The sequence below is a fragment of the Sabulicella glaciei genome (assembly GCF_026183895.1).
GTDB classification, from domain to species: Bacteria; Pseudomonadota; Alphaproteobacteria; order Acetobacterales; family Acetobacteraceae; genus Roseococcus; species Roseococcus glaciei.
Genome location: NZ_JAPFQI010000003.1, coordinates 212,058 through 228,371, shown reverse-complemented (window position 1 = coordinate 228,371; position 16,314 = coordinate 212,058). Strand labels below are relative to the sequence as shown.

The 16,314-nt window shown below is 69.4% G+C and carries 13 protein-coding genes and 1 pseudogene; 2 read left to right on the top strand and 12 right to left on the bottom strand.

Translation table 11 applies throughout. The features are described from left to right. Positions 1-100: pseudogene (locus OF850_RS07865) on the top strand (IS630 family transposase); the annotation flags it as partial. Positions 101-661: 561 nt separating this feature from the next. On the opposite strand, the gene OF850_RS07860 reads toward OF850_RS07865, so the two are convergent. The 10 genes from OF850_RS07860 to OF850_RS07815 form a co-directional block, all read right to left on the bottom strand. After that, positions 662-2,191 carry an FAD-dependent monooxygenase gene (locus OF850_RS07860; RefSeq protein WP_301589434.1) on the bottom strand — a complete coding sequence of 510 codons (1,530 nt, stop codon included), beginning with the start codon at positions 2,189-2,191 and terminating at the stop codon, positions 662-664. 164 nt (positions 2,192-2,355) lie between these two features. Beyond that, on the bottom strand, positions 2,356-2,586 hold the full coding sequence (locus OF850_RS07855; protein WP_301589433.1) for a hypothetical protein: 231 nt from the start codon (positions 2,584-2,586) through the stop codon (positions 2,356-2,358). Positions 2,587-3,387: 801 nt separating this feature from the next. Beyond that, positions 3,388-4,986: a zinc-binding metallopeptidase family protein gene (locus OF850_RS07850; protein WP_301589432.1), complete on the bottom strand. Its 1,599-nt coding sequence runs from the start codon at positions 4,984-4,986 to the stop codon at positions 3,388-3,390. Positions 4,987-5,000: 14 nt separating this feature from the next. Continuing rightward, entirely contained in the window at positions 5,001-6,593 is a 1,593-nt protein-coding gene (locus tag OF850_RS07845) for an ABC transporter substrate-binding protein (RefSeq protein ID WP_301589431.1), read from the bottom strand. 122 nt (positions 6,594-6,715) lie between these two features. Continuing rightward, the gene (locus OF850_RS07840) at positions 6,716-7,705 is read right to left on the bottom strand and encodes a Bug family tripartite tricarboxylate transporter substrate binding protein (RefSeq protein ID WP_301589430.1); all 990 of its coding nucleotides are present in this window, start codon (positions 7,703-7,705) and stop codon (positions 6,716-6,718) included. A gap of 13 nt (positions 7,706-7,718) precedes the next feature. After that, positions 7,719-9,353, bottom strand: a complete 1,635-nt coding sequence (gene ggt / locus OF850_RS07835) for a gamma-glutamyltransferase (protein ID WP_301589429.1) — start codon at positions 9,351-9,353, stop codon at positions 7,719-7,721. A gap of 4 nt (positions 9,354-9,357) precedes the next feature. Next, positions 9,358-10,326, bottom strand: a complete 969-nt coding sequence (locus OF850_RS07830) for a Bug family tripartite tricarboxylate transporter substrate binding protein (protein ID WP_301589428.1) — start codon at positions 10,324-10,326, stop codon at positions 9,358-9,360. Next, positions 10,323-10,817, bottom strand: a complete 495-nt coding sequence (locus OF850_RS07825) for a GAF domain-containing protein (protein WP_301589426.1) — start codon at positions 10,815-10,817, stop codon at positions 10,323-10,325. The genes OF850_RS07830 and OF850_RS07825 overlap by 4 nt, the downstream gene beginning before the upstream one ends. A gap of 2 nt (positions 10,818-10,819) precedes the next feature. Beyond that, positions 10,820-12,010, bottom strand: a complete 1,191-nt coding sequence (locus OF850_RS07820; RefSeq protein ID WP_301589425.1) for a M24 family metallopeptidase — start codon at positions 12,008-12,010, stop codon at positions 10,820-10,822. A gap of 30 nt (positions 12,011-12,040) precedes the next feature. Beyond that, on the bottom strand, positions 12,041-13,030 hold the full coding sequence (locus OF850_RS07815; protein ID WP_301589424.1) for a Bug family tripartite tricarboxylate transporter substrate binding protein: 990 nt from the start codon (positions 13,028-13,030) through the stop codon (positions 12,041-12,043). A gap of 149 nt (positions 13,031-13,179) precedes the next feature. On the opposite strand from OF850_RS07815, the gene OF850_RS07810 reads away from it, so the two are divergent. After that, entirely contained in the window at positions 13,180-13,890 is a 711-nt protein-coding gene (locus OF850_RS07810; protein WP_301589423.1) for a TetR/AcrR family transcriptional regulator, read from the top strand. A 106-nt stretch (positions 13,891-13,996) separates the two neighbouring features. Here the strand turns inward: OF850_RS07810 and OF850_RS07805 are convergent, their stop codons facing one another. Further along, positions 13,997-14,260: a hypothetical protein gene (locus OF850_RS07805; RefSeq protein WP_301589422.1), complete on the bottom strand. Its 264-nt coding sequence runs from the start codon at positions 14,258-14,260 to the stop codon at positions 13,997-13,999. A 1,005-nt stretch (positions 14,261-15,265) separates the two neighbouring features. Beyond that, positions 15,266-16,300: a GGDEF domain-containing protein gene (locus tag OF850_RS07800; RefSeq protein WP_301589421.1), complete on the bottom strand. Its 1,035-nt coding sequence runs from the start codon at positions 16,298-16,300 to the stop codon at positions 15,266-15,268. Positions 16,301-16,314 lie beyond the last annotated feature (14 nt).

Here is a 16,314-nt window from a genome sequence, read left to right as displayed (position 1 = left end):
GGTCGAAGACCTCTGGGATGCCATCCGTGACGCACTTCCGGCCTTCACGCCGGCCGAGTGCGCGAACTACTTCACCGCCGCCGGATACGAGCCCGAATGATCAGATTCTGCTCTAGGTCGCGTGAACAACAGGTGCCCGGAGGCCACCCAATGCAGGCGCACCCCGCCACACGCTACGACAAGACCATCGACAGGTTTCTTGACTTCGCCGCCCTGTCCTCGATCCAACTGTGGATCAGGTTGGTCCTCGCAGCCCAGGAGATGGCGTGCACAAGATCAGTGTCACGAGCCGCGTCGGGCGGATGGCATTCATCAGGAGAACGTTGAGCCCCGTGTGGCTTTGCTCATCACCGATATGAGGATGGTGCCCGCGTCCGGCCCCTGCTCCTGCACCGATCCCGACCAAAGCCGGACGTACCAGTGAGTGGAACTACCGGCTGAACGGCTGGTGTCGTCCAACGCCGCACGTTGGCGGTCGCGACGAAGCATGACGCTGATCACCACAAGCATGCCGCCTGCCGGCCGCGAAGCCGGCGCCAGCAGGTTGTGCCAGAGCCGCAGTTCGTCTCGGCGGGCAGGCGTCCCAGCCGTGAGGGGCTGATACCAGGGCGTGGCATCGTCTAGTTTCGGCTCTGCGCCGGGCTGTCTTGCTCTGCTGCGCTCAAACGCGCTTCGGGCGCAGGCCATGGCCGGCCAGATAGCTTTCCAGCGCTTCCGCGCGGCCTCCCGGCTCTGCGAGGCCGACATAGGTGTCGGGGCGCAGCAAGTAGGCGGCATCGCGGGCCAGGCCCGCTTCCCCGAACGCCTCGCGCCATGGGAATTCGTGCAGTGGGATGCCGCGCCGGCTGCACCATTGCTGCAACTCGCGGGTCGCGGTTCCATAGACGTGGACCTGCCACCTGATGTCCGAAAGCGGGCCGTAATTGTCGCGTCCGTCGAACCGGACAAAGGGCAGGCGATCGCCGCCGCTGACCTTCCCGGCCTTGCCGACGCTGAGCGGGCTTTCGGGATAGCGCAGCATGGTCTGGGACACGAGGCGGAACATCGCCTCGCGCACGGGACGGAGGCCCCAGGCGAAGCGCGCGAGGCCAGGCGCGACATGGGTCCGAACGAATTCGGCGACGCTGCCCCGTGCTGTCGCGAAGGTGAAGACGCGGTCGGTGGTTTCCACCAGCTTGCGGGCGAAGACCGGACGCTCGGCCTCGAAGCTGTCGAGCAGGCTGTCCTCCGCCTCGTTCTTCAGGACGGCCGCCAGCTTCCACGCCAGGTTGATGGCGTCGCCGATCCCCGTGTTCATTCCCTGTCCGCCGGCCGGGCTGTGGACATGGGCCGCGTCGCCCAGAAGGAAGGCATTGCCGTGGCGGAAGCGCTCCGTGACGCGATGGTGGACGCGGTAGGTCGAGAACCAGTTCACCCGCTCGACCTCCAGGCCAAGCGCGTGGATCGACCGGTGCTCCACATCGTCGAAGGACAGGGGTTCGGCAGCCCCCGCCCGTGCCTCGCGCACGGTGCCCACGACCCGCAACTTGCCGGGCTGCCCATAGGGCATGATCAGCACGAATTCGGGCCCCTCGAAGGCGATGTGGATCTCGCCGCCGAGCGTATCGTTCGCCACGTCGACATCGGCCACGTAGAAGAGCTGGTCGTAGGTGCCGCCCTCGAAGCTCGCGCCGAGAAGGTGGCGTACGGTCGAGCGCGCGCCGTCGCAGCCGGCGAGAAACCGCGCCTCGCAGCTTTCCTCCCCTCCACCCGGGCGGCGCAGGCGGGCGACAACCTCGGTGCCGCGATCCTCGAAGCCCACCAGTTCCGTTTCGCGCTCCACGGCGATGCCGCGCTCGGCCAGGCGCTCGACCAGGAAGCGCTCATGGTGATCCTGCGGATAGATCAGGACGAACGGATAGGGGGTGATCGCGCCCCCGAAGCTGCCGAAGGGGATGCGCGCGCGGCGCTTGCCCGCCACCCACATGTTGAAGGCGGCGCCACGATGGCCAGCCTGGGCAACGGCATCGCCGAGGCCAAGCTGGCGGTAGAGTTCCAGCGTGCGCGCGTGGACCGCAAGCGCCCGCGACGTTTCGCCCGGGCCCTTCGACTTGTCGACGATCCGCACCGCCACCCCCTGGGCGTCGAGCCACAGGGCCAGGACCAGTCCGGTGGGACCCGCGCCAATGACGAGGACGTCCGTGCTGGGCATCGAAGCACTCCTTGTTGGCCAAGCGGCCTTGGGCAGGACCGTCCTGTCTTCCTCGGAGAATGGCAGTGTCCGATCATGCTGCGAGACACAGAGATCTCCCAGGGCTCACAGACTACGCGAATGCGTGCTCGGGAGGCTGCCTTCCGGTGGCTGAAATAGACGCCTTAGAGGCGCCTGCCGTCAGCCGGTCTCGAGAGATGGACATCGTAGCCACAACTCCGGCTCTCGAAGACGCCTCTGGCGTCATTCCCCGAGATCCGGCCCTCGATGCGGACGATCGCGCTGGCGCCGCGGCCGATGAGCTCGAACCTTCCGCTGTCATCCACGGTGCCCGATGCCGAGAAGCCCTGATCCACATCATACACCAGCCGCGCCTGTCCGTTGGTGACGGTCATGCTCCGCTGGATGGTCGGGGCGCCGCACCGGCCGCTGTCGCGTGTGAGCCTGAAGGTTCCCCGATATGTGCCGTCGAACCTCGCCACGGGGGCCGCGACGGAGGGCGCCGCGGGGGTCGTGGGGCCTGGACTTGCCGTGTCCTGCTGGCAGCCGGTGGAAGCCAGAAGCGCGGCCAAAAATAGGAAGGCGGATTGGTGAACAAGCCTCATCGTGGCTCCTGCTTGGTTTCGCTGGACCACGTCCTGGAAGTGGTCAGTCGGTTCGGTTGGCGCTCGCGGCAGAATCCAGCACCATCCAAATCCCGCGAGCCTACGCCGCGCGACCTGCGCGCCAAAGGAAGCCTTGGCTCTCCGCTCACACTGGAACGTGTCGCCATCTGTGCCATTTCGGGCGAGTCGTGTCCTATGTCTCGGCTCCCCCTCGCATCAGACGGAGTTCGAGGCGTGTCGTACGCGGGTGCGGTTCCGCCTCTCGTCCGTGAGCGCATGGTCAACAGGTGGGGAACGCAGACGGAAGCAGTCTCCCGCTGCGTCGGGATGCGACGGCTGGCTCTGGCGGGATGCATCATGGAAGCTCCCAAAGTTCCGTTGGCGCCATGCCGCATCCACGACCCGGATGGGCCGAACGTATCGTCTCACCCTCGATGAAGGTGGTTCAGGATTGCGGCGCCTCGCGCGACGCACAGGGTTCCATCCGATGCAGGATGGATGCAGCCGACATCCACCCCGCTGCCGCCTGGGCGTTACGCAGCCAGACAGGCGCGATGGCTCCTGCAACGCGCGGGCGAGCAGCCTGACTCCTCAAAGCGGCTCCCCCGCTCCAGTGCCGGAATGCGGGGTGGGGAAGGTCCATTCCTCGCCGCGCGGGGTGGTGACATATTCCGGCCAGCGCAGATCCACCGGCGGGTCGAAATCGGGCGGCAGCAGCGGGCCGACCCAGCGCGAGCCACCCGCGCCGCCTCCCGTGCGCTCCCGGAACTCGGCCTGGGCGGCGGCCAGCGCTTCCGGCAGGGTTGCCAGGTCCACCAGCGTCAGCGCCATGGTCTTGGCAGCGACGAACATCCCGGGATCCACCGCGGCCGGAAGGCCGCCCAACGCGTTGTAGGCCCAGATCGGATAGGCATAACCAGGCGATGGCGGGCGCAGCCGGGGCCGCGCAGCCAGCAGCCGCACCGTCGGCGCATGCCAGCAGAACTCCACGTAGTCATCCGCGCTGAGATGCTTCTGCCAGGAGGGAAGGCCGGCGCGTAGCCGCGCCTCGTTCGCCTCAGGCGGCGTGAGGCGCGACACGTCCGCGACGAACGGGTCCTCCATCGGCTCCAGCCCGAGCTCGCGCTGCATCTGCCGGCCGAACTCCAGCGCCTCCTCGCCGTAGCGTGGGGCGCCGACGGCCTGGAGGTTCTTCCAGGTCAGGTCGGTCATCGCCGTGTTCGGCAGCCCGACGCGCGTCTTGGTCACCCATCGCACGAAGGCCCGGCAGCCCGTGATGCCGGCCACGTGGCGCGCATTGTTCGCCAGCACGCGCCAGATCTGCTCCTGGATGCCGAGCGAGGAGGAGCGCCAGGAATACTGGATCTGCGAGAAGCGCGGCGTGAGATTGTCCGAGGTGGCGCCGGCATCGCCGATGATGTGCTCGTTCAGCGTCCAGGAGCCGGCGGAGGGAAACATCGCCTCCTTGGTGTACTTGGTCGTGGTGTACATCAGGCACAGCGCGTCCACCGCGCCCGGGCAGCGCGCGGCGGCATGCGCGCCTTCGATCGGCATCAGGGACGGGTCGATCCACTGCTCCGGCGCCTCGGCCTCGAAGGTGATCACCGCACTCCAGTAGGCGCCGAAATGCGTTTCCCCGGTCACGGTGTTGGAGGCCCAGGGGTGCCACACCACCGCGGCGTCCAGCCCGTCGTAATACCCCTTGGCGGCGTGGATCGGCTTGGAGCCGCAGACCTTCTCCGCAGGCTCCCCGAACAGCTTCAGCGTGCCCGCGACGCCATGCGCCTCCACCGCTGCCTTGGCGCCCAGCACGGCGGCGAGCGAGGCCGTGCCGAGCACGGAATGCGGGTCGGTATGGCCGGCCGCATAGGGGTGCACGCCCTCGCGCGGCGCCTGGCGCGGCACCACCTGCTGGGAGTTGCCGGGAACCGCGTCATACTCCGAGAAGCTGGCGAGTACCGGCCCGCCACGGCCCCATTCCGCGACAAAGGCGGTCGGCATTCCGCCTGACCCCTCTTCCACCTTGAAGCCCTCGGCCCGCAGCAGCTCCACGTAGTCGCGGGCGGAGCGGTACTCGCGCCAGGCAGGCTCCGCATGGGACCAGATCCGCGCGTTGAAGGCGGAAAGGCGGTCCTGGTTGGCGGCGATCCATTCCAGCGCGTGGGCGCGGACGGCTTCGTTCTGATTCATCGTCTTGGTTCCGGTCATGCGCGGCGGACATTCCAGAAGGTGGCGAAGCCATCGAGCACGCCGGTCAGGCTGGAAAGATAGGCGGTGGGCTGCATGTACTGGCCGAGCGGATAGAAGGGCACCTCGCGCATCGCCTCGACCTGGATGTCGCGGCAGATCTGCTTCTGCGCCGCCTCGTCCGGCGCGCGGAACCATGCTTCGCGCAGCTGCTCGATGCGCGGCATGGTGGCCCAGCCGGCATAGCCCGCCTCGCCATTGCCGCGCAGCGCGATGTGGCCGGCGGGGTTCAGCCAGTCCGTGCCGGACCAGTTGGTCATGAAGGCGCTCCAGCCGCCCTCCGCCACGGGGCCCTTGCGGTTGCGCCGCTGCAGCATGGCGTTGAACTCGACGGCATAGACTTCGACGTTCATGCCGACGCGCTTCAGCATGTCCTCGGCCACCGCGCCTTGCGCCATCAGCGACGTCGAGTTGGACGGCACCATCAGCAGCACCGTCTCCCCACGATAGCCGGCGCTGCGCAGCGCTTCCCGCACGCGGTCGTAATGGCGCGGGCCCTGCAGCGGGTCGAGCCCGGCCTCGGAGGCCATGGGCGTGCCCGGGGCGAAGAAGCCGAGGGGGACGTGGTAGAGCGAAGGCTCGTTCGGCCCGACCAGCGCGTGCATGTAGTCCGCCTGGTTCACGGCGCCCCAAAGGGCGCGACGGATCTCCGGATTGTCGAAGGGCGGCTGCAGGTGGTTCACGCGCATCATCGCCACGAAGCCGGTCGGGTCCAGCACGCGCACCTGCACGTTGCGTGCCCGCCGCAGCAGCGAAAGCTGGTCGTGATAGGCGTATTCCTGCCAGTCCTGCTCGCGCGCCAGCAGGGCGGAGGTGGCGGTCGAGGCATCGGGCATGCTGCGCCACTCGACGCGGTCGAAATGCACGACCTTCGGGCCGGAGGTCCAGGCGAGCACCCCGTCCTTGCGCGGCACGTAGCCCTCGAACTTCGTGTAGACGTTGAGCGAGCCTGGAACGCGCTCATCCGCCTTGAAGCGGAACGGCCCGCTGCCGATCAGCTCAGGGACCTGGGCGAAGGGGTCGGTGTTCGCCAGCCGCTCCGGCATCATGGCGCAGACCGGCACGGAGGCCTTGCCCAGCGCGACCGGCAGCAGGGGGAAGGGGCGTTTCAGGCGGAAGCGGATCGTGCCGTCATCGGGCGCGGAAAGCTCGTCTGTCGTTTCCATCAGGGTCGCGCCGAAGGGGTCGCGCCGCGCCCACCGGCGGATGCTCGCCACGCAGTCGCGGGCCGTCACCTTTTCCCCGTCGTGCCAGCGCAGCCCCTCGCGCAAGGTGAGGTCCCAGCGCTTGCCGTCATCGTCGATGCGGTGGCCGTCCACCATCTGCGGGGTGGCCTGGAAGGCGCCATCCATGCCGTAGAGCGTGTCGAACACCATGTAGCCGTGGTTGCGGCTGATATAGGCCGTGGTGGTCACCGGATCGAGCGTCACCAGATCCTGCTGCGGCGTGAAGCGCAGCGTGCTGGCGGATTGCGCCCGGACCAGGGCCGGCCCCGCGACCGAGGCCGCGAGTCCGGCGCCCACGCTCTTCATCAGGGTGCGTCGTTGCATGCAGCTTGCCTCCCCCTTCGCGGACTCGCTTGTCCCGGCAAGCAAGTCACAGGCATGCGTAAGCCTGCGCGCCTTCGCGCGGGACACGCAAGCCCTCCATGCGGATTTGGATTTGCCGGGCGTCAGTCCACCGAGGCGCCGGAGGCGCGGATGATGGGCGTCCAGGCCGCCAGCTCCTCGCGCACGAAGCGCTGCGCGTCGTCGAGGAAGTGGCGCCCTGGCGCGGTGGCGGTCTCGGCATAGCGCCGCACGACGTCGGGCGCCGCCAGCGCCTCGCGAGTCGCCGTGGCCAGCTGCTCCAGGATCGGGCGCGGCGTGCGGGCGGGGGCGGCGATGCCGGACCATCCGTCCACCACCAGATCCTCGAAGCCCAGCTCGCGGAAGGTCGGGATGTCCGGGAAGGCGGGAACGCGCTCGGGCCAGGTATGCGCCAGCGGGCGCAGCATGCCGCTGCGGATGTTGGCGCTGGCCGCGGTCAGGCTGTCCACCATCATCGGAAGGACCCCGCCCGCCACATCCGTCGCGATCTGCGCGGCGCCGCGATAGGGCACGTGGGTCATCGAGATGCCAGCGGCCGACAGGAAGCGCACCATGACGAGATGCGGCATGGAGCCGACACCGGCGCTGCCGTAGCTCAGCGCGTCCGGCCGGCGCCGCGCCTCGGCCACGAGATCCGCCAGCGTGCGGATCGGCAGGTCGGGGCGGACGAGGATCAGGTAGGGCGTACTCATCACCATGGCGACATGCGCGAAATCCTGGTCGGGGTCCCAGGTGACCCGCTCGCCGTAGAGCACCTTTCCCACCACCATCGCGCTGATGACCGAAAGAAGCAGCGTGTAGCCGTCGGGCGCCGCGCGTGCGACCTGGCCGGTCCCGAGCGTCGCCCCCGCACCCGGACGGTTCTCCACCACGACCGTCTGGCCGATCCGGCGCGACACCTCGGCCATCAGGATGCGGGCGATGATGTCGGTGGTGCCGCCCGGCGCGAAGGGCACGATGAAGCGGATTGGCTGCGCCCGCGGCCAAGTGGAGGCGGATTGCGCCCGCACCGGCGCCGGCGCGGCGAGGGTGGAAAGCGCGACGAGGCCGAGGCCGCGGCGGGGGGTGATCATGGCGTGTCGCTCCTCAGGAGATTCCGGCGGCGAGGCCATCGCGCTGCGGGTCAGCGCCGCCTTCGAGGCGCCCGTCCCACATGGCGATGCCGTGCACGGCAGCGAAGGGATAGCTGGCGGGGGAGCGGCGCACCTCGTAGCCCATCGCCTCCAGCGCCTGCTGCGCGGCGCGGGGAATGCGATTGCCGATGTCCACCGCATCGCTGGTGGCGCTGAAGCGTGGGGCCTGCACCGCCTCCTGCATCGTCATGCCGAAATCCAACAGGTTCACCAGGGCCTGCAGGATGGCGATGGGAATCCATGCGCCGCCCGGCGCGCCCAGGGTCGCAACCGGCTTGCCTTCCTCCAGCACGATGCTCGGTGCCATGGAGGAGAAGCGGCGCTTGCCCGGCGCGATGGAGCCGGCGCGACCCGGGCGCGGGTCGTACCAGTTCATGGCCCCGTTGAGCATGAAGCCCGTTCCCGGCGGGATGACGCCGGAGGGCAGGCCCAGCGTATGGGTCAGCGAGACGACCATCCCGCCCGCATCCACGCAGGAGACGGTGGTGGTGTGCTGGGAATCCGCGCCGGTCCGCGGCAGATGCGTCTTCTCGCCGGCCTGGATGGCGGCCGCACGCTCCTGCGCGTAGGCGTCGGAAAGGAGGCGCTCCAGCGGGGGAGGGACGAAGCGGGGGTCGCCGATGTGACGGTCCTTGTCGCGGCCTGCGACCTTCATCGCCTCCGCCACGACCCGCATGTATTCGGGTCTGTTGTGGCCGAGCGCCGGCAGGTCGAACCGCTCCAGGATGCGGAGCATCTGGGCCACCATGATGCCGCCCGCGGGCGGTGGCGGCACGGCGATGTCGCGGCCACGATAGCGCACGGTGAGCGGCGGTTCCGCCTCCGGATGGAAGCCCGCGAGGTCGTCCGCCGACAGCAGCCCGCCGTGCCGCTCCATGTCGGCGATGATGCGCCGGGCGATGCCGCCCGCGTAGAAATCCTCCGCCCCCTCCCGCGCCAAGGTGGCGAGCGTCGCGGCGAGGTCGGGATTGCGGACCGTGTCGCCGACGCGCTTGGGCGAACCGTCCGGGCGCAGGTAGAGCCGCGCGCCATCTTCCGTGAAGGCCAGCTTTTCGCGATAGCTCAGCCGCCCATAGGCGCGCTCGTCCAGGGCGAACATCGCCGCGACATGCGGGCGCACCAGCCAGCCTTCCGTCGCGGTGGCGATCGCTGGCCCGAAGAGGTCGGCCCAGCCGAGGCGACCCCAGCGCCGATGCGCCTCGGCGAAGACGCGCAGGATGCCGGACGTGGTCACGGCGGCATGGCCGAGTTCGTTGGCATGGCCGCGCAGGATGTAGCCGTAGCCGTCCGGGCACTCGCCCTCGAAGACCGCCTCCCACATGGCCTCGGTGCAGGCGCCGGGGCAGGTGGAAAGCCCGTTCAGGACCAGGTGGTCGCCCGTCGCGGGGTCGAGGATCTGCAGCACGCCGAGGCCGCCGATGCCGCACATCATCGGGTCCACCACGCCCTGCGTGAGGGCGCAGGCGAGGACGGCATCCAGAGCGTTGCCGCCAGCCTCGAGCGTGGCGACTCCCGCCTCCACCGCCTCGGGCTGCGGCGCGACGATCATCGCGCGGGCTTTGGGCATGCGCCGTTCGGGCCGGGCCATGGGCCTACTCCACCTTGATGCCGCGGCGGCGGATGAAGGCGCCGATCATCTCGCTTTCCGACCTGGCACGCCGCTGGATGTCGGCGGCCGAGCCGGACACGGGCTCCAGCACCGCCTCGCGCAGGCGCTGCGTCACGGCGGGACTGTCCACCACGGCGCGGATGGCGGCGTTCAGCCGCTCCACCACCGGGACCGGCATGCCGGCCGGGCCGACGAAGGCGTACCAGCCGGGCATGGTGACGTCCGCCAACCCCGACTCCCGCAGCGTCGGCACGCCCGGAAGGGCCGGCGAGCGCTCCGTGCCCAGGGTGGCGAGCGGCACGACGGTGCCGCCCCGGATCATGGGCAGGGTGCTACCGAGCGGGTTCACCATCGAATCCGTGTCGCCCGCGATGATGCTGGTGATTGCCGCGGCGGAGCCGGCGAAGGGCACGTGGGTCAGGCGGATGTTCGCGCGCTCGGCGATCATCTCCATCGCCAGATGCGTGGAGTTCCCGATCCCTGCGCTGCCGAAGGTCAGGCGTTCCGGCTCGGCGCGGGCGCGCTCGATGAACTGGGCCAGGGTGGTGATCCCGGTGCGCGGGCCGGCGACCATGACAAAGGGCGTGTCGGCCACCGGCGCGATCCAGGTGAAATCGCGCCAGGGATCGTAGGGGAGGTTCGGATAGAGATTCGGGTTGAAGCTGAAGATGGACACCCCGCCCAGCAGCAGCGCGCCGCCATCCGGCCGCGAAGTCTTGATGGCGTTGATCGAGACGATGCCGTTGGCGCCCGGCCGGTTCTCGACGACGACCGGCCGCCCCAGCTCGCGCGAAAGCGGTTCGGCGAGGAGGCGGGCCAGGATGTCCGTCGCGCCGCCGGGCGGCTGCGGAATGATGACGCGCAAGGGCTGCGAGCTTTCCTGGGCCAGGGCCGGGCTGGCCAGGGCGGCGAGCATCGCGCCGGCACCGCGGCGCGTCAGGGATCGGGTCATAGGCTTCGTCCTTCCAGGGTGCGCAGGATGGGCGCCAAGGCCAGCGCCGCGAAGACGGAAAGCTGGGGTAGCTGCTCCTCGGTGTAGTGCCCGGCGCGGTGCAGCAGGTTCAGCGCGCCGAGGGTGCGCCCGTCCCAGCGCACCGGCACGTTCACCGCCCCGTCGCAGCCGAGCGAAAGGATCAGTTCGTGATCGGGAAAGGCCCGGATGATGTCGTCCCGGTTTCGGCAGATGCGCGGCTGGCCCTGCTCGACGACGAGGCCGTAGAACTCCGAGTCGCGCCGGATCGGCTTCTCCCCCGAGACGGGATAGGCATCCGGCTGGCTGCTGTGGAACCGGCGGCTGACGCCGCGCGCCTCGTCCAGCACCAGCACGGTGAAGAGGCGGTGGCCGATGCAGGCGGCGAGCGCCCCGTCCAGCGCCGCGAGGCCGGCCTGCGGCTGGCCGGGCCCCGCGAGCGCGGCGGCGACCCGTCGCAGCTCCGCCTCCACCTTCAGCCCACCGTCTGCGAGGCGAGGTCCTTGGGTGCGCGCGTCAGCACCTCCGGCCGGGTGCCCACCACCACGGTGTCGTCGTGGCGGAAGCCGCCGAGGCCCCATTCGTACAGGCCCGGTTCGGCCGAATACACCTCGTTCTCCAGGAGCGGACGGGTGTTGAAGGCCATGTCCGCCGGGAATTCGTGCCCGAGCGTGCCCATGCCGTGCCCGGTGCGGTGGAGGATCAGATCCGCGCAGCCCGCCTGCTCGATCACCGCCTGGGCGGCGGCGTCGATGTCGCAGACCGGGCGGCCGGTGACGGCGGCCTCGCAGGCGGCCTCGTTCGCGGCGCGCGCCGTCTCAAAGAGGAAGGCCTGCCGGTTGTCCGGCTTGCCGCAGAACCAGGTGCGCTCATTCTCCACCACCAGCCCGTTCACGCGCGGGATGACGATGTTGACGAGGCCGTGCCCCTTCTCGATGCGCTGACCCGAGGAGCGGCCATCGCCATGGGGCGCGCAGCTCGCCGGGCCGGAAAGGGTCCAGCAGCGCATGATCTCCAGGTGCTCGCCCGGGAAGCGGCGCGCCGATTCCTCCGCCATCGCGGCGGCCATGGCCATGTCCATCTCCTGCACGAGCCGGCCGGGCCGGATCGCTTCCCGGTAGCGGTCCTGCACCCAGTCGGTCAGCCCTGCGATCTCGCGCAGGAGCTGGATCTCCTCCGGGTGCTTCACCCAGCGCAGGCTCTGGCAGCCGGCCGTAAGGCCCTCCAGCTTGAGGTGCGGCAGCAGCGCGGCCGCGCGGCCCAGCATGCCGCCGGCCGCGTCGGCGCCGATGCGGGCGCGGGCCAGGCCGGCACGGCGCAGGCGGTCGGCCATCATCTCGGGCCATTGCGGCGCGAGCGGCACGCGGCGGCTCAGGCGCGGGTGCTCCGCGTAGAACTCCACATCCGTGACCCACAGCTTCCCCGCCTCGATGCCGAAGCGCCAATGGTTGGTCGAAAGCTCGTTCAAGATGGCGAAGGGCGCCCCGTTGCGCGGCACGACGCAGACGATGGGACGCTCCCAGGTCTGCACGTCGGTCGCGAAGTTGGTGGCGAACTGGAAGAAGTCGCCCTGGGTGAAGGCGAGGGCATCGAGCCCCTCCCGGTCCATCAGGGCATGCATGAGGGCGTAGCGGTGGTCGCGGACGGCGGTGCTGAGAATGGCCATGGCGGCGTGCTCCCGTGGGGTTCGATGCAGTCAGCCGAGACGCAGGCCGCGGCTGCGGATGAAGCCGCCCCAGACCTCGCTGTCGCGTTCAAAGCTTTCGCGGATCGTAGCAGGACTGCCTGCGATCGGCTCAAGGTAGAGTTCCCGAAGGCGCTGGCGGATCGCGGCGTCCTGGAGCGCCTTCTGCAGCGCGGCGTTCAGCCGCTGCACCGGACCCTCCGGCAGGCCGGCCGGTCCGACGAGCGCGTACCAGCCCGGCATCTTCGGCGCCTCCACGCCGGCCTCGCGGAGCGTGGGCACGTTGGGCAGATCCGGCGCGCGCGCATCGAGCAGCACGGCCAGGGGAACGACGGAGCCCGCGCGGACATGTGGGATCAGGCTGCCGATGACGCTGAGCATGGTGTCCGTCTCGCCGGACAGCAGGCTGTTGAGGGGCGAGACCGCGCTGTAGGGAACGTGGGTCAGCCGGAGATCCGCGGCCGCCGCCACCATCTCCACGGCGAGGTGAGTCGAGTTGCCGTTGCCGGCGCTGGCGAAGGTCAGCTCGCCCGGCCGGGCCCGGGCCCGTTCGAGGAACTGGGCCACGGTGGTGATGCCGCTCTGCCTGCTGGCCACCAGCATGAAGGGCGTGTCGACGACAGGCGCGACGTAGGTGAAGTCCCGCGCCGGGTCGTAGGCGAGGCTCGGGTAGAGGAAGGGATTGAAGGCGAACATGGAAACGCCGGACAGCAGCACCGCGTGCCCGTCCGGGCGCTGCTGCTTCAGGTGGGAAGCCGCGACATTGCCATTCGCGCCACCCCGGTTCTCGACCACGACTGGCTGCCCGAGGTCGCGCGCCATCGGCTCGGCCAGCAGGCGGGCGATGGTGTCGGTTAGTGTCCCGGCGGCCAGGGGGACGATCAAGCGGATGGGCTGGGACGGGAAACCGGTGCTGCCCTGGGCAAGCGCCGCACGGCTTGCGCCAAGGGAGGCGGCAACGACGGTGCCGGAAAGGGTCCGGCCGAATTCACGCCTGTCCATGATGAGCATTCCTCGTGTTCACTGCCCGGATCCATCAGGTCATCGAATATTAAAAACAGACTGGACTGTTTGTAAAATGGGGTCAACAAGGGTTCTTTCGCGCGCACGGGTTTGACGCGCTCGGTGCGTGGCTTAGGGACATGCAAGGGATGGACAGGACCCTGGGGAGCAATGAGGCCGACGCGGCTCCAGAGGCTGGTGCGGGCAAGCAGGCGCGCCGTTCCGCCACGATGCGGCGGCGCTTGTGCGAGGCGGCCCTGGATGTGCTGTGCGAGGTCGGCTTCCAATCCCTCACGACTCCGATGATCGCGGCGCGCGCGGGCGTGTCCCGCGGGGCGCAGACCCACCACTTCGCCACCAAGACCGACATGCTGGTGGGCGCCTTCGAGCACCTGCTGCAAAGCTGGGACGAGGCCCGCCACGCGGCCTTCGGCGGCCGGAACCTGGGCGAGGTGCCCTTCGAGGATTACCTCCGCTTCGTCTGGCGGGAGATCTTCAGCAAGCCGAGCTACGTCGCGGCGCTGGAACTGATGCTGGCCGCGCGCGTGGACCGGGAGCTTGGCGACCGGCTGCGACATGCGCTCGACTCACCGGCCAGCCAGCGAAATCTCCGATGGCGTCAGCTGCTGCGGTTCCCCGACGTGCGGAAGGAAGAGCAGTTCCAGTACATGACGCTCTGCCTGCTGCGCGGCATGGCCATCCACGCGAGCTTCAACCGCAGCGACGACGTGAACGAAGCCGTCCTCGAGGCTTGGATCGAACTGGCCGAGACGGTGATCGCCGTGGAGCGGCCCGAGCGGAGCGTCGCAGCCGCGACAGAGCGGCCGCGTCGGAAGATGCGGCGCGTTCCCGGTGCCTAGTCGCCGTCCCGCTCGTCGCGTGGCGACAGGCTTCGCCATTGCATTCAGGACATGGCCCCACATTGCGAGGCCGGGAAAATGAGCAGGGCGGCTTGCCCGCCGCTACTCAGCGGGCGGGAGACACGTGGGCTTCGACCGGATGCCAGCCGGGAAGCAGTGCGGGATCTTGCCAGGACGAGACGAGCACGGCGCGCTCGCTGCCCGAGGACAAATCGGATCCGGTCCCGCTCGGGACCCAGGTCGTGACGAACAGGACGAAATCCTGTGGCTCGGGGCCGGTCTGGACCCGAAACGTGCCGCGTCCATCATCGGTCAGGGTCGCCCAGCCGATATGCTCGTAGCCACTCTTCAACTGTCGCAGGGCGCGCATCCACAACCTCCCGTTGTGATGGCGGGATAGCAGCCCTCAGTGTGACTTGCAGTTCCGGAAAAATCCGGAGTGGCGCGATGAACGGGCGAGGTTTGCTGCTGTCAGGTGGCGCGCTGTCCACGCCTCACGAGGCCGAGGCCAAGCATCCCCAAGGCCAGGAAGGCAAAGCTTGCCGGGGCCGGCACGGGCACTGCGGCACGGCCGGGGGAGGTGCAAGCCATCGCGGTGCACTCGGGCGAGACAATGGCAGTCCCGAAACCATGGTTGCCTGCCCATGCCTGCGGAGCTGTTTCGTCAGGGACGCCGCTGCCGCCGAAGCGCGAGGCTTCCGGCCCTCCCTGCGTCGATGATCGCGCGTCCTCCGATGCGCCATCCCCTTCGGGGACCCTCATGAAGCTGAACCCAAGGAGCCGGACGGCCTCATCGGCGTGCCAGGATCGGACCTGGATGTTCCCCTGCGCGTCGAAATAGGCCCCGCCCGGGGTTGAGCGGATCTCGACTCCGCCCTTGAAGCCCCCACCCAATCCGGCGAGGGGTCCCGTCGATTGGGCCGGAGTATCCCTCTGCTCCGTGCTGCGCCCGGAGGAGGGAGAACTCGGACCCGTCTGGGCCGGGGCGCTGGGAAGGAATCCCTCGGGCAGGTGCGTCCATGGCGCAGCTTGAGCCGCGTTCGCCAGGGCGCACGATGCGATCAAAAGTGACCCCAGTGCCCGAAGCTGGGCCGATCTCCAGGACATGAAACATCCCATTCATTTCTCAACGTGCCCATATTAGCATTCCTAATGAGGGATGCTGCAAGTCATGAAATGCGATGGGTTTGCAGTTGGGCGTGGGGTCAGGGCTAGCCAAACCAGTTCGCCCGGCATTGCCTCACACGGCTGACCGTCCCTTATCGCTTCGGGTCAGCCGCGATTCCGACCCCGGAGGCGCGTGTTCCGGCGACGCACGGCTCGGCACTCCGCGCCGGAAGCCTGCGTGGCTCCGGCCCCCTGTTGCCCCTGCCGCTCAGTGCTCGCGGTGCATCACACGGTTCTTGCCGGCTGCCTTGGCACGGTAACCCAGCTCGTCCACGGCCTCCAACGCCGCGGTCACGCTGAAGGGCGCGGCAGCGATGGACACGACCCCGATCGAGGCCGTCACGCCCCAGCCACGCTCCTCCATGCGCGTCGCGATGCGGGCGCGCAGCCGTTCCCCGACCGCTTCCGCCGCCTCCATGGAAGGGAGCAGGGCCGCGAACTCGTCGCCGCCGATCCGAGCGGGCGAACCGATTCCGCCCACCGCTTCCTGCATCACCTCCGCCACCGCGCGCAGCACCTCATCCCCCGCGAGGTGGCCGTGCACGTCATTCACCCGCTTGAAGCCGTCGAGGTCGAGGCCGATCAACGCAAAGCCCGCGCCGCCCGCCCGATGTTGGGCGATGGCGCGCTCCAGCTCCATCAGGAAGGCGGAGCGGTTGGCGAGGCCGGTCAGGCTGTCGGTCAGGGCATAGGAGCGGATGCGTCGCATGGCGCGATGCAGCTCGAGCGTGGTGCCCACCGTCTCGGCCAGGCGGATCAGTGCCTCCTTCTGGTCCGCGCTCAGGCTGCGCGCTTCGCGGTCGATGACGCACAGCGCCCCTAGGGCGTGGCCTTCGGGGTTCACCAGCGGCACGCCCGCGTAGAAGCGGACGCCCATCTCCCCGGTCACCAGCGGGTTGTCGGCGAAGCGTGCGTCGCGCGTGGCATCCTCGACGATGAGGGGTTGCCCCGGCTCCAGGATGGCATGGGCGCAAAAGGACTGGTCGCGCGGCGTTTCGCGGACCGGGAGCCCCGCCTGCGCCTTGAACCACTGCCGCTCCTCCGCCACCAGCGACACGGCGGAAAGGGACGTGCCGGTGAGCTTGGCGGCGAACTTGACGAGGTTGTCCAGCGCCGCGTCGGCGCCGGTGTCGAGGATGTCGTAGGAGCGGAGCGCCGCGAGGCGTTCCTGTTCACGGGCGGGCAGGGGGCATCTCGTTCCATCCAGCGCGCCTCGTGCAACCTTGCGAGGCGGGGCGTGCAAGAAGCGGCACGGGG